The following is a 12,935-nucleotide window of genomic DNA, read 5'->3' as shown; positions in this document are numbered from 1 at the left end:
GAATCATTAGCTTGCGGCCTAACGGTGCCGAAATCTTGCGAGCACCGTCAGTTTTATTTCATTTAAGATTGAGACGTGTTGGCTTTAATCGTGTTGATAATGTTCGTCGTAGAACAGCCGTCCTCAAAGTTCAGGACTTTCACTTCACCGCCGTTGGCCCAGACTTCTTCACTACCGGCGATTTCATGTGGCTGGTAGTCTCCACCTTTCACCAGAATGTCCGGCAGAATGCTGGCAATCAGGCGCTGCGGCGTATCTTCTTCAAACGGCACGACCCAGTCGACGGCTTCCAGTGCACCCAGCACGATCATCCGCTGCGGCAGCGGGTTGACGGGACGAGTCGGCCCCTTCAGGCGTTTGGTCGACGCATCGCTGTTTACTGCAACGATTAACCGGTCGCCAAGTTTGCGGGCGTTTGCCAGGTAAGACACATGTCCGGCGTGCAGAATATCGAAGCAGCCGTTGGTCATCACAATCTTTTCGCCACGCTGACGCGCCAGTTCAACGGCATGTTTCAGCTGTTCTTCGGTCATGACACCAAATCCGGTATCGGCACGGCCGCGGATAGCATTTTCCAATTCAATCGGCGTGACCGTGGACGTCCCCAGCTTGCCGACGACAACGCCTGCGGCAGCATTTGCCAGGAAGCAGGCCTCTTCCAGCGGGTTACCTGCCGCCAGCGCAGCGGCCAACACACCGATTACGGTATCGCCCGCACCGGTCACGTCGTACACTTCCTGCGCCTGCGTCGGCAAATGCAGCGGTGCTTTGCCCGGCTGTAGCAGCGTCATCCCTTGCTCGGAACGGGTAATCAGCAACGCGGACAGATCGTAATCGGCCACCAACTGCATACCACGCTCAACCAGCTCGTCTTCCGTTTTGCAACGCCCTGCCACCGCTTCAAACTCAGACAGGTTTGGCGTCAGCAACGTCGCGCCACGGTAACGGGCAAAATCCGTGCCTTTCGGGTCGATCAGCACTGGGACACCCGCCGCTTTTGCTGTCTGAATCATGGTTTGCACATGCGCTAATGCGCCTTTGGCATAGTCAGACAGCACCAGCGCGCCAATTTTTGGCAGCGCCAGTTGAATACGTTCGATGATCGGCTGAGGATCAATTCCTTCAAAGCCCTCTTCAAAATCCAGTCGGATCAACTGCTGATTACGTGACAGCACGCGCAGCTTGGTGATCGTCGGATGCGTAGGAACAGCGACAAAGTCACACTTCACATTCACTTCGCCAAGTTTGGCATTCAGTGCGCGAGCGGCATCATCAATGCCCGTTAACCCCACCAGACGCGATCCCGCGCCCAATGCAGCGATGTTCATTGCGACGTTCGCCGCGCCGCCTGGGCGCTCTTCGATCGTATCAACCTTGACCACAGGCACGGGTGCCTCTGGTGAAATTCGGCTGGTCGGCCCATACCAGTAACGATCCAGCATGACATCACCGACCACTAATACACCCGCTTGACGGAAATCAGGCAGCGTCACTTTCATCCTCTACTCCAGGCTTATTTCGCATAATGCGCGTAATAATATCATAGGCACGTATCATACACGCCACTGCTGCGCGGCTCTAAACCGCACGGCACATTTGACCATATAGATAGGAGGAGCTTACGCTCCTACCAGCCACTTATTCCAACTCACCAGCACCTGCTCCCGCTCTGCAACGAACCGATCCTTGCTGACCCGACCGGACAACTCCTGCAAGGCCAGATGGTGCAGTTCATTACGCATGGTGACATAGGCCAGCTTGAGCGCATTGGCTTCGCTCTCTTCCATAACGCCATATTGCGCCATCAGTTCCAGAATACGCACGTTGTCTGACCAACGGGTCAAACGCGGTTCCTGAGCGGCGTAACGCAGCATCAGATACTGGGCAATGAATTCGATATCCGTAATGCCGCCCGCATCCGTTTTGATGTCGAAGAGTGCTTTATCTTTGTTCGCCAGATGCTGACGCATTTTTTCCCGCATTTCGCGCACTTCGGTTCGCAGCGTCTCCGCGTCACGCTCTGCACACAGAATGCTGCGACGAATAGACTCAAATGTTTGCTGCACACCGCTTTCGCCGTACACCATACGTGCACGCACCAGTGCTTGATGTTCCCACGTCCATGCCTCATTGCGCTGATACTCATCAAACGCTTCTACCGTACTCACCAGCATACCCGCCGCGCCCGATGGCCGCAGACGGGCATCCACTTCATACAAAATGCCTGATGACGTCCGGGTGCTAAACAGATGCATCACTCGCTGTGCGAGGCGCAGATAAAACTGACGACCATCAATACTGCGTTCGCCATCCGTCATCACGTCCGATGGACAATCCAGCAAGAATACCAAATCCAGATCGGAGCTGTATCCCAGCTCCCAACCGCCGAGTTTGCCATAGGCAATAACGGCAAACCCACGGCCTTCACGATGCTGCAAATGGGACGGCTGGCCATAGCGCGCCACCATCTGTCCCCACGCCTGCTGAACCACGGCTGCGATAATCGCTTCCGCTAAATACGTTAAGTGATCGCTCACTTTCATCACGGGCAGTACGCCGCCGATATCCCCCGCGGCGATGCGTAGCTGCTGCGACTGCTTGAACTGGCGAACGGCTTCCAACTGCTGTTCTTCATCATCCTCAGGGACGCGCATCAAATACTGGCGTAGCTCATCGGCATACGCGCCCGGTGCCGTCGGCTGATACAGCGTTGACGCATCGAGCAATTCATCCAGTAGCAGGGGATAGCGTGCCAGTTGGCTGGCCACCATTGGCGACGCCGCGCACAGGCGAATCAGTTGGCCGAGCGCAGCGCGAGACTCCAGCAGCAGCTCAAGATAGGTGGTGCGTGTGACGATCCCCAGCAGCAGCGGCGTCAGACGAGACAGCACCGTATCCGCTTCCTGACGAGCGCAGACTTCCGCCAGCAAACACGGCATGAGCTGATCCAGCACGTCTCGCCCGCGCGGCCCTATCGTGCGTTTCGCTACATCGTGACGGAATTCCACAATCGTCCGCATCAGCTTTTCACGCACACTTTCCGAGAGATGCGGCGTCAGCGGAGCCAGTTCGCCGTCATCCAGCGTGTCCTGCCATAGACTGCTATAGCTGCTATGTTCAGGGATATCATTATTGTCCGGCGCATCATCGCCAATCAGGTCATCAAATACGTGACGCACTGCCTGCATATGCTGTTCCAGCATGGATTGCAGCGTGTCCCAGTTATCGAAACCCATTCCCCATGCCAGCCGCTGCTGATTCAGCTCATCACCCGGCAAGGTTTGCGTCTGCTCATCGGCAATCGCCTGCAACAGGTTTTCCAAACGACGCAGAAACAGGTAAGAGGTACTGAGATCGAGCACCTGCTGCGGCGTTAGTAATCCCAGCGTTCCTACATGCTGGAGCGTAGGCAGCAGCGAGCGCCCCTGCAATCCTGGTTCACGCCCGCCACGAATCAGTTGGAAAACCTGCGTGATAAATTCGATTTCACGAATGCCGCCCGCCCCCAGCTTGATGTTATTGCGCAGATCCCGTCGACGCACTTCGCGGGCAATCATGCCCTTCATATTTCGCAGCGACTGAATCACGCTGAAATCGATATAGCGACGGAAGACAAAGGGCTTCAGCGTGCTGCGTAGTTCCTGACTATAGTCATCGTCCATTCCCCCCATCAGGCGCGCTTTGACCATTGCATAGCGTTCCCAATCGCGGCCCTGCTCCTGATAATAATCTTCCATGGCCGCAAAGCTGAGCACCAGCGGGCCACTGTCACCAAAGGGACGTAGCCGCATATCCACACGGTAAACAAAACCATCGACGGTCGGCTGATCCAGCACCTTAATGAGCCGCTGCCCCAGACGCGTGAAGAATTGCGCGTTATCCAGCTCGCGTCGTCCGCCTTGCGTATGACCATTTTCGGGATAGACGAAGATCAGGTCGATATCCGAAGAGAAGTTAAGTTCTCCCCCACCCAGTTTTCCCATGCCAAGAATCAGCAGAGGCTGAGCCACCCCCTGCGCATTGCAAGGTGTGCCCCACTCGCGACAACAGGCCTGATATAGCCAGCTTCTGGCCGCCACGATCACCACCTCAGCCAGCTCACTCAGTTGACGCAGCGTGTGTTCCGTCGTACTGGTTTGCAGCGCCTGCGACCACGCAATTCGCGTCAACATATGGCGGCGAAACCGGCGCAACGCGGCCATCAACGCATTTTCATCGTTAACATCGGTCAATGCATTGCTCAACCAGTCGGCATAATGCTGCCACTCTTCGGGCTGCGGCGGCTGCTGATGAATCCCTTGCCACCAGTCAGGATGCAGTGCAAGCGCATCGCTGACAAAATCGCTCAATGCCAGAACAGCAGAGTCACTGTCGGTTATCGGTTCATCAGGTGCGGCTTCCCGCAAACGCGACAGAGCACGCTGAGATTGTTCCGTCAGAAGCACAGGTAAAGCGGGCAAAGGAAGTATCGACATGGGGGTTCCCTTGATGCGCCGCCTATCCTCACTGACAAGCGGCAGTTAACGGTTACTGTGATGGTCCGCCGCTATGTAGCCAGAACGGGGGCAAGGTCAACGCCTCTTTACGGTAGGCTTCCAGATAGGCAGAAGGAGCCTGCCCGGCAGCGAGCCGCTCAATTTCCTGGAGCAATACCCGCCAGTGTGAAATGTAGGCTTCCACCTGCTCCGCCGGATAAGCGCCGGATAAGAGAAGAAACGCGCAAATATTACGTTGCAGACGAGGGATTTGCTGTTCGTACTGCGCTTCCGTCAATTTAGAGGAAAAAGCGCTTTTCAGATCCGCCGTGCTACGGCTTAACATAATGTCGGCAAAGCGTTTGAACGATCCCTGTAGCTTAATGCGATCTTTATTATCCATATGGTCACGCCAGCCAGACTCGATCAGCCAAGAAGTCAGTACCAACTTACTTTGCAGGTAGTCGACGCTGTAGCACACTTCCGCGCCGTCGGAGCCTTGTAGACGGGCCTCCAGCGTCGCGAGTGCCGAGCGAAAAAGTGTGGTGACCTTGCGTAACACAACGCCTCCTACCAGCACCAACATTTCGCGCATCATCGCACTGGCCTCTGGCAGGGCTTCACGGGCAGAGGCATTCCCTCTTACCCACAGTTCTTCGTGGTATTGCCAGTGACTCAACCCTAATTCCAGCGCCGCGCGGATGGCTTGATCGATATTGGTTTTTGGATCCACAACCAGTCGATTGAGAGGCTGACACTCGCGAACCGGGTTACCTTTAGCCAGATGGTATCCGCGCGCCGCCTTACTCAGGCTGCCCTGCCGCATACCACCAAACTCCGCGATTTCCTTCGCCAGCGCCAGCAGATGGGTGGTCTGCCCGACCTTAAGCTCCATCTCCAGCTCGCACAGCGGTTCACTCAGATCTCCGGCACGAATTTCACCGCGATCTAAGGCAACTTCAATCACGCTTTGATAGTAAGTAAACACCCACTTTTCACGCGTAAAATCCGTACTAAACAGCGGATTGAGCGACGATTGCAGCGCCTCAACATCACAATCCTCCGGCCAGACTTCCGCCGGAAACAGGCTGAGATCCAGCTCAGCTTTCTCCAGCTCAACATTATATTCAGGGTGTTGATGCAGCCCGCCAATTACCTTGCCGGCCGTTTTCGCCGTCATTTCGTAGCGTTCATTTTCGCCACGAATACGCAGGCCGATGCCATTGCGGCGCAGGTAATTATCCGCCGTTTCATAATAGGTATTGCTCAGACGCTGAGCACGCATGTGCTCATACTGACTGTAATCACTCTCCCAGTCAGCCAGTTGCGTCAGCAGCGATTCAACGCTGTCGGGATGAACAATAAACTTCAGCTCAATTTCTTCACTCATAGCATTCACAACACCAAGACCACATTCATTATCATGTCAGTAAATAACATTTTACTTCAGCTTACTACTCTTACCGCACACACTCTTTTTCACCTGCGAACAAGCGCGCATTTCTTATGCAAAGCTGCTATTGGCAACACCGCTTTTCCCCGCTTAAACACGCCGCTCACCGCCTTCTAAGAACTTATCCCAGCAGGCATTATTGGTGTGAAATAGCCCTAATGGGGAGGTTCTAAGACTGTTCTCATTTCGGTTTATACATTGCCTCGTCAGACTTAAGCCTCTACTATCGGACCACCATTAACGCAACATGATGATCTTATGCAGAAATTAGGCTTACTCTGTTTTACTTTATTTTCGCTCACGCTAAGCTGGACCGCACAGGCGGAAGAAAAACGCTATATTTCCGATGAGTTATTGACGTATGTCCACAGCGGTCCGGGCAATCAATATCGTATCGTCGGCACGGTGAATGCTGGCACTGAGGTCACGCTACTCAGCGTTAATGAAAGTGCAGGCTATGCGCAGATTCGTGATGATAAAAACCGCACCACCTGGATTCCTCTCGACCAGCTTAGCGAGACGCCGAGCCTGCGCACGCGGGTGCCGGAGCTGGAAAAACAGGTAAAAGACCTGACTGACAAACTGAATAATATCGATCAGACCTGGAACCAACGCACCGCAGATATGCAGCAGAAAGTCGCAGCCAGCGATGGTGTTATCAATGGGTTGCGTCAGGAAAATCAGGATCTGAAAACACAGCTTATCGTCGCACAGAAGAAAGTCAGCGCGGCAAATGTCCAGCTTGACGATAAGCAGCGCACCATCATTCTACAGTGGTTTATGTATGGCGGCGGCGTTGCTGGCATAGGCTTGCTGCTGGGTCTGCTGTTGCCGCACATCATCCCGCGCAAAAAGAAAAATGACCGCTGGATGAGCTAATCGGAACACGTGCCTGCTTCTTGCAGGCATTTTTCTTTGCGGCCAACGCCACGGCGCAAAGATGGTAGTATGTGGTGAAGTATTGGTTATTGATTCAGGAGCCCGACGTTGAAGATCTACCTTGTCGGCGGCGCTGTTCGGGACAGCCTGCTGGGTTTACCCGTCACCGAGAAAGATTGGGTGGTGGTCGGCGCGACGCCGGAGAACCTGCTTGAGCAGGGTTACCAGCAGGTTGGAAAGGATTTCCCCGTCTTCTTACACCCCGTTAGCCGCGATGAATACGCTCTCGCACGTACCGAGCGCAAATCTGGCAAAGGCTATACCGGTTTTGTCTGCCATGCCGCCCCCGATGTCACGTTAGAGCAGGATTTGCTGCGCCGCGATTTGACCATCAACGCGATTGCTCGCACCGAGCGAGGCGACCTTATCGATCCTTATCACGGTCGTCGCGATCTTGATAATCGCTTGCTGCGCCATGTTTCCGACGCATTCAGCGAAGATCCGTTACGGGTGCTACGCGTCGCCCGTTTTGCCGCGCGTTTTGCTCATCTCGGCTTCCAGATTGCCGAAGAAACCATGGCACTGATGCAAACAATGGCGCATGAGGGCGAGCTGGCTTATCTGACGCCAGAGCGCGTCTGGAAAGAGACGGAAAAAGCGCTCGGCACCTCGTCGCCAGATGTCTATTTTCAGGTGCTTCGTGACTGTGGTGCGCTGGCCGTGCTGTTCCCTGAAATTGATAACCTGTACGGCGTGCCCGCCCCCGCCAAATGGCACCCGGAAATCGATACCGGCATTCATACCATGATGACGGTGGCAATGGCCGCTCGTCTCAGCCCTGAGATTGACGTACGTTTTGCTACGCTGTGCCACGATTTAGGAAAAGGGCTGACGCCCCCCGAACTGTGGCCACGTCATCACGGGCATGGCCCGGCGGGTGTCAAACTGGTTGAAGCACTGTGCCAGCGCCTGCGCGTACCTAACCCGATTCGCGATTTGGCAAAGCTGGTTGCGGAATATCATGATCTGGTTCATACCGTGCAGGTGCTGCAACCCAAAACCCTGCTGAAGTTGTTTGATGCGATTGACGTCTGGCGTAAACCACAGCGTCTGGAGCAGTTAGCGCTCACGAGCGAAGCCGATGCCAGAGGCCGTGCCGGTTTTGAAGAGAACCCGTATCCGCAAGGCGACTATCTGCGTGAAGCCTTCCGCGTCGCCAGCCAGGTCAGCAGTGCGGACGTCGTCGCCGATGGGTTTAAGGGCATTGACGTGCGTAACGAACTCGCACGCCGCCGTATTCATGCACTGGCAGACTGGAAAGCACAGCAGCCAGATTCATCAGGCGCGTCCTGAAACAAAGAGGCCACGCTAATGCGTGGCCTCTCTCTATAACGGTCTACCTAAAATCGACGTTCTCAGTCTTACATAAACACCATGTAAACCACGCCCGCGACGATAAAACGGTAAATCGCGAATGGGACAAACGAGATGCGTTTGATGATTTTCAGGAAGGTTTTAATCGCAATCAGCGCCACGATAAAGGCCGTCACGAAACCAACGGCAAACATCGGCACATCGGCCAGCGACAGGAAATGCCAGCTTTTATACAGATCAAGAACGGTCGCACCCATCATCATGGGAACCGCCAGAATAAAAGAGAACTCAGAGGCCGCATAGCGGCTGACGCCCATCAGCATCCCGCCGGAAATGGTCGCCCCTGAACGAGAAAAGCCGGGCCACAGCGCCAGACATTGAAAACAGCCAATCATAAATGCCTGACGGTGCGTGATGTCATCCAGCCCGACAGCACGCGGCTGTTTTGGCTTGAACCATTCCGCCGCTAACAGCAGGAAGCCACCTATCACCAGCGCATACATCACGTTCTGTGGGTAAAACAGCGACTTGATGACGTCATGAAAAATCAGACCAAGCACCACTGCAGGAATCATTGCCAGCAAGATGTGCGTCAGTTTCAGACGTCCAGCGGTTTTCCCCTCGTGAGGAACTTCTCCGAAGTGAATCCCTATCAGACCAAAGAGGCGACGCCAGAACATCACGACAACGGCCAGAATCGAGCCAAGCTGAATGATAACTTCAAACGTCTTGGCTTTCTCATCAGCGAACCCTAACCAATGACCAACGATAATCATATGCCCCGTAGACGATACGGGCAAAAACTCGGTCAGTCCTTCGACCACGCCAAGAATAAATGCGATTAGCAATGAATGCAGGTCAGTCATCTAAAAATCCTTGCCTCTAATAAAAACGAAAATGCAGCGCACAAAAAAGCGGCCGCGTACTTCCGCGAGCCGCTACACACACCCTAAATAATTCGAGTTGCAGGAAGGCGGCAAGCGAATGAGTCCCGATGAGCTTACTCAAGTAAGTGATTCGGGTGAGTGAACGCAGCCAACGCACATGCAGCTTGAAGTATGACGGGTATAACTGGCTTATAGACTATTTGGGTTACGGTTTAGTTGCACGTAAATCAGTATTTATTCTGTTAAATCAGATTTATCGTGTGCCGCGCTCAATAATGACGCCAACCTGACGCGCCTGCGCGACAGCGCCCGGCTTGCTGAGCTTGATCCGCAGCCAGGGGATCGAGAAGCGCTGCATCAGCATGTGTGCGACTTCTTCAGCAACGCGTTCCACCAGAGCAAAGCGCTGGTTTGCCACGTGGGCAATCACCGCCTCGCTGACATCGGCATAGCTCAGGCAGTCGTTAACATCGTCACTGGCGGCTGCCTGACGGTTATCCCAGCCCATTTCGATATCGAACACCAGTTTCTGCTGGATGGTCTGTTCCCAATCGTAAACACCAATAGTTGTGATTACAGTAAGTTCTTCAATAAATACGATATCCATCACGCCATTCTCTGTTTTTGTCGCTGTCGGATACCACTTCCGACGGAATGTGCGTATTATCCACAGATGAGAAGAGTAAAACGACCCTTATTAAACGTCTCTCTATACAAACTAAACGGAATAGCGTTATGAGTGTTACCGCGCTTGGTATGATGTTAATCGCGTATCTGTGTGGCTCTATTTCCAGTGCGATTTTGTTTTGCAGAATTGCTGGGCTACCCGACCCGCGCCAGCATGGTTCTGGGAACCCCGGAGCCACTAACGTATTGCGTATTGGCGGCAAAGCGGCCGCTGCAACCGTATTGGTGTTTGATGTTCTGAAAGGCATGCTGCCCGTCTGGGCGGCTTACGAGCTGGGCGTTCCCCCGCTGTATCTCGGGTTAACCGCTATCGCTGCCTGCCTCGGCCATATCTATCCCGTCTTTTTCCACTTTCGCGGTGGCAAAGGTGTGGCAACGGCGCTGGGTGCAATTGCTCCTATCGGCTGGGATTTGACGGGTCTGATGACCGGTACCTGGCTACTGACCGTACTGCTGAGCGGCTATTCCTCGCTTGGCGCGATTGTCAGTGCGCTCATCGCGCCGTTTTATGTCTGGTGGTTCAAACCACAGTTTACCTTCCCCGTCGCGATGCTCTCTTGCCTGATACTGATGCGTCATCATGACAATATCCAACGCCTCTGGCGCGGACAGGAAAGTAAAATCTGGAATAAGCTACGCAAGAAGAAGCAGCCAGAAGACGAACAGACGTCCTCCGAAGAATAAGACAAAAAAATTCCCGTTTTCACGGGAATTTTTTTATGAAGTATGACGGGGATATTAGAATCGGCCGATGGCGGCAAATTCCTGCGATTGCACTTTAAACTGAGACATACTTTCTGCCAGCAGGCGCGCCTGATCTTCCAGTGAGCGCGTGGCAGCGGCGGACTCTTCTACCAGAGACGCATTTTGCTGTGCGACTTCATCCATTTGCGATACCGCCAGATTCACCTGCCCAATACCATTGCTTTGCTCACGCGTGGCCGTTGAGATCTCACGCATCAGGGATGTCACGCGCGCCACGGCGTCAGAAACGTCATTCATCGTTTCACCCGCCATTTTCGCCATCACGGTGCCTTCACTGACGCGACTTTGAGACTCTTCCATCAGCATTTTGATCTCTTTAGCAGATTGCGCACTGCGCTGCGCCAGACTACGGACTTCACCCGCCACCACCGCAAATCCACGCCCCTGCTCACCCGCACGTGCGGCTTCAACCGCCGCATTCAGCGCCAGAATATTGGTCTGGAACGCGATGCCGTCAATCACCGCCAGAATATCGCCAATGCGTGCGGAGCTGCTGGAGATCATCTGCATTTTCTCAATCATGCTCCCCACGGTTTCGCTGCCTTTATTCGCGATCTCGGATACATTTTGCGCCAGCGTATGCGCCTGCTCTGCACTTTCCGCATTCAGCGTCACTGTCGCGGTCAACTGCTCCATACTGGCTGCGGTTTCTTCCAGCGAGGAGGCTGACTCTTCCGTACGCGCGGCTAAATGCGTATTGCCGGAAGACAGCTCGCGCGTGCCGACATCAATCTGCATACCGGCATCACGGACGCGGCCCACGGCAGTTGCCAACGAATGCTGCATGGCTTTCATCGCCTGAATCAGACGGCCAATTTCATTATTGCCGCCATCGGGAATGCGCTGGGTCAAATCACCACGGGCAATAAACTCCAGTTGACCGACCGTCTCTTCAAGCGGAGACAGAATAGAACGCTTCAAGGCAATCCAGGCTGCCAACACCAGCAGCAGAACGGATATACAGGCAATACCGATGATCATCAAACGGTTGAATGCGAAGCTCTCCGCTTCTGCGAGCATGTTTTCCCCGACTTCCAGACCGAAATCACGGAATTCGTTCGCGACCTTATCCATCTTAACGCTGAGCGGCGGTAGTACGTCCTGCAACAGCACGTAATAGGCTGCGACATCGCCACGTTTCAGCGCATCAACCATCGGCTGAACGCCAAGATTCATGTATTGCTCGTAGTTGCTTTTAACCTCTGCAGCCATTTTGGCACCACGCTCCGTTACGGTGCCGTAGGAAAGAAAGCGTGCCATTTCTTTATGGGAAAGCGCCGTGTAGGCTTCTGCTCTCGCGACCGATGCATCCGCCAGATCGGTCAGCCCGCTTTCCATCTGCCGAGCGGCCAACGCCGCCCCTGTTCTTGCGCGCAGTGAAGCGGTATAGCTCCCCGCCAGCGCCGTGACTTCTTTGCCCTGAATCTTGTCGATTGTCGTCAGCGACGTGATTCCCTGATTGATTGAGGTAATGCCAATTCCGCACACCAGCAATAACAGCAGTACCATCGTTCCTAACAAAGCAATCAAGCTCGTCTTGATTGTGATGTTTCTTAACATTTTTGTTTCCCTGATATTACAAATGATAAATAAATGCGAAGAAATGCTCCGCATAACGTGATCCAGATCATCTTCCTATCGGTAACAAGCCTGCTTTCTTTAAAGAAACTTTAGTAACGAAAGTATTTTTACTTAAACGACTCGCGCAAGCGCATCACGCCTTGCACACGCTAAAAATCAGGGACATTAAACGCTTTTTGGCTATAATGACGGCCACGCTATTTCAGGTTTAAGAGAAGGAAACCGACATGAGTCTGAACAATGTCCCGGCGGGTAAAGATCTGCCGGAAGATATCTATGTAGTGATTGAAATTCCCGCGAACGCCGATCCGATCAAATATGAAATTGATAAAGATACCGGTGCGCTGTTTGTAGACCGTTTCATGTCTACAGCCATGTTCTACCCATGCAACTACGGCTACATCAACCACACGCTGTCTCTGGATGGCGACCCGGTTGACGTTCTGGTTCCGACCCCGTATCCGTTGCAGCCTGGCTCAGTGATCCGCTGCCGCCCTGTTGGCGTGCTGAAAATGACCGACGAAGCGGGCGAAGATGCCAAGCTGGTTGCCGTTCCGCACAGCAAGCTGACCAAAGAATACGATCACATTAAAGACGTTAACGACCTGCCTGAACTGCTGCGTGCACAGATCGGCCACTTCTTTGAACACTACAAAGATCTGGAAAAAGGCAAGTGGGTAAAAGTTGAAGGTTGGGATAACGCTGCTGCGGCGAAAGCCGAGATCGTTGCTTCCTTCGAGCGCGCGAAAAACAAATAAGCGCCACACGATATGCCTTAAAGCCCTTATGGGCTCAAGATATCGCATGATCAAAAACACCGCCTTGCGCGGTGTT

At 53.8% G+C, this 12,935-nt stretch carries 10 protein-coding genes; 4 read left to right on the top strand and 6 right to left on the bottom strand.

Going from position 1 to position 12,935, the window contains the following annotated elements:
* Window positions 1–62: 62 nt before the first annotated feature.
* The 3 genes from hldE to ACIPUG_RS08155 all read right to left on the bottom strand — a co-directional run bounded on the left by hldE (window position 63) and on the right by ACIPUG_RS08155 (window position 5,865).
* Complete coding sequence (gene hldE / locus ACIPUG_RS08165) at window positions 63–1,499, bottom strand: bifunctional D-glycero-beta-D-manno-heptose-7-phosphate kinase/D-glycero-beta-D-manno-heptose 1-phosphate adenylyltransferase HldE (protein WP_039283120.1); 1,437 nt, start codon at window positions 1,497–1,499, stop codon at window positions 63–65.
* A 120-nt stretch (window positions 1,500–1,619) separates the two neighbouring features.
* Complete coding sequence (gene glnE / locus ACIPUG_RS08160) at window positions 1,620–4,475, bottom strand: bifunctional [glutamate--ammonia ligase]-adenylyl-L-tyrosine phosphorylase/[glutamate--ammonia-ligase] adenylyltransferase (protein WP_400338101.1); 2,856 nt, start codon at window positions 4,473–4,475, stop codon at window positions 1,620–1,622.
* A gap of 52 nt (window positions 4,476–4,527) precedes the next feature.
* Window positions 4,528–5,865: an inorganic triphosphatase gene (locus ACIPUG_RS08155; RefSeq protein ID WP_039502006.1), complete on the bottom strand. Its 1,338-nt coding sequence runs from the start codon at window positions 5,863–5,865 to the stop codon at window positions 4,528–4,530.
* 321 nt (window positions 5,866–6,186) lie between these two features.
* On the opposite strand from ACIPUG_RS08155, the gene ACIPUG_RS08150 reads away from it, so the two are divergent.
* Entirely contained in the window at window positions 6,187–6,807 is a 621-nt protein-coding gene (locus tag ACIPUG_RS08150; RefSeq protein WP_039277862.1) for a TIGR04211 family SH3 domain-containing protein, read from the top strand.
* 108 nt (window positions 6,808–6,915) lie between these two features.
* The gene (locus tag ACIPUG_RS08145; protein WP_400338099.1) at window positions 6,916–8,160 is read left to right on the top strand and encodes a multifunctional CCA addition/repair protein; all 1,245 of its coding nucleotides are present in this window, start codon (window positions 6,916–6,918) and stop codon (window positions 8,158–8,160) included.
* A 68-nt stretch (window positions 8,161–8,228) separates the two neighbouring features.
* On the opposite strand, the gene bacA is transcribed toward ACIPUG_RS08145, so the two are convergent.
* Both bacA and folB read right to left on the bottom strand, forming a co-directional pair.
* A complete protein-coding gene (gene bacA, locus ACIPUG_RS08140; protein WP_039497762.1) occupies window positions 8,229–9,047 on the bottom strand; it encodes an undecaprenyl-diphosphate phosphatase in 819 nt (272 codons plus the stop codon).
* Window positions 9,048–9,321: 274 nt separating this feature from the next.
* On the bottom strand, window positions 9,322–9,675 hold the full coding sequence (gene folB / locus ACIPUG_RS08135) for a bifunctional dihydroneopterin aldolase/7,8-dihydroneopterin epimerase (protein WP_010287496.1): 354 nt from the start codon (window positions 9,673–9,675) through the stop codon (window positions 9,322–9,324).
* A 128-nt stretch (window positions 9,676–9,803) separates the two neighbouring features.
* Here folB and plsY point away from each other — a divergent pair, with 128 nt between their 5' ends.
* A complete protein-coding gene (gene plsY / locus ACIPUG_RS08130; RefSeq protein ID WP_010287497.1) occupies window positions 9,804–10,439 on the top strand; it encodes a glycerol-3-phosphate 1-O-acyltransferase PlsY in 636 nt (211 codons plus the stop codon).
* Between the two features lie 54 nt (window positions 10,440–10,493).
* On the opposite strand, the gene ACIPUG_RS08125 is transcribed toward plsY, so the two are convergent.
* Window positions 10,494–12,080, bottom strand: a complete 1,587-nt coding sequence (locus tag ACIPUG_RS08125) for a methyl-accepting chemotaxis protein (RefSeq protein ID WP_039526606.1) — start codon at window positions 12,078–12,080, stop codon at window positions 10,494–10,496.
* Between the two features lie 248 nt (window positions 12,081–12,328).
* On the opposite strand from ACIPUG_RS08125, the gene ppa reads away from it, so the two are divergent.
* Window positions 12,329–12,859 (top strand): inorganic diphosphatase, encoded by a 531-nt coding sequence (gene ppa / locus ACIPUG_RS08120; protein ID WP_010278977.1) that lies wholly within the window; start codon window positions 12,329–12,331, stop codon window positions 12,857–12,859.
* Window positions 12,860–12,935: the final 76 nt, after the last annotated feature.

Source organism: Pectobacterium sp. CHL-2024 (assembly GCF_044751765.1).
In the GTDB taxonomy this organism is placed as follows: domain Bacteria; phylum Pseudomonadota; class Gammaproteobacteria; order Enterobacterales; family Enterobacteriaceae; genus Pectobacterium; species Pectobacterium brasiliense.
The sequence above is the reverse complement of the archived record's forward strand: the minus strand, read 5'-3'. Positions and strand labels throughout refer to the sequence as shown.

Coding starts and splice junctions, on each gene's coding strand:
- hldE (WP_039283120.1), bottom strand. CDS start 1,499: ATGAAAGTGACGCTGCCTGATTTCCGTCAAGCGGGTGTATTAGTGGTC.
- glnE (WP_400338101.1), bottom strand. CDS start 4,475: ATGTCGATACTTCCTTTGCCCGCTTTACCTGTGCTTCTGACGGAACAA.
- ACIPUG_RS08155 (WP_039502006.1), bottom strand. CDS start 5,865: ATGAGTGAAGAAATTGAGCTGAAGTTTATTGTTCATCCCGACAGCGTT.
- ACIPUG_RS08150 (WP_039277862.1), top strand. CDS start 6,187: ATGCAGAAATTAGGCTTACTCTGTTTTACTTTATTTTCGCTCACGCTA.
- bacA (WP_039497762.1), bottom strand. CDS start 9,047: ATGACTGACCTGCATTCATTGCTAATCGCATTTATTCTTGGCGTGGTC.
- folB (WP_010287496.1), bottom strand. CDS start 9,675: ATGGATATCGTATTTATTGAAGAACTTACTGTAATCACAACTATTGGT.
- plsY (WP_010287497.1), top strand. CDS start 9,804: ATGAGTGTTACCGCGCTTGGTATGATGTTAATCGCGTATCTGTGTGGC.
- ACIPUG_RS08125 (WP_039526606.1), bottom strand. CDS start 12,080: ATGTTAAGAAACATCACAATCAAGACGAGCTTGATTGCTTTGTTAGGA.
- ppa (WP_010278977.1), top strand. CDS start 12,329: ATGAGTCTGAACAATGTCCCGGCGGGTAAAGATCTGCCGGAAGATATC.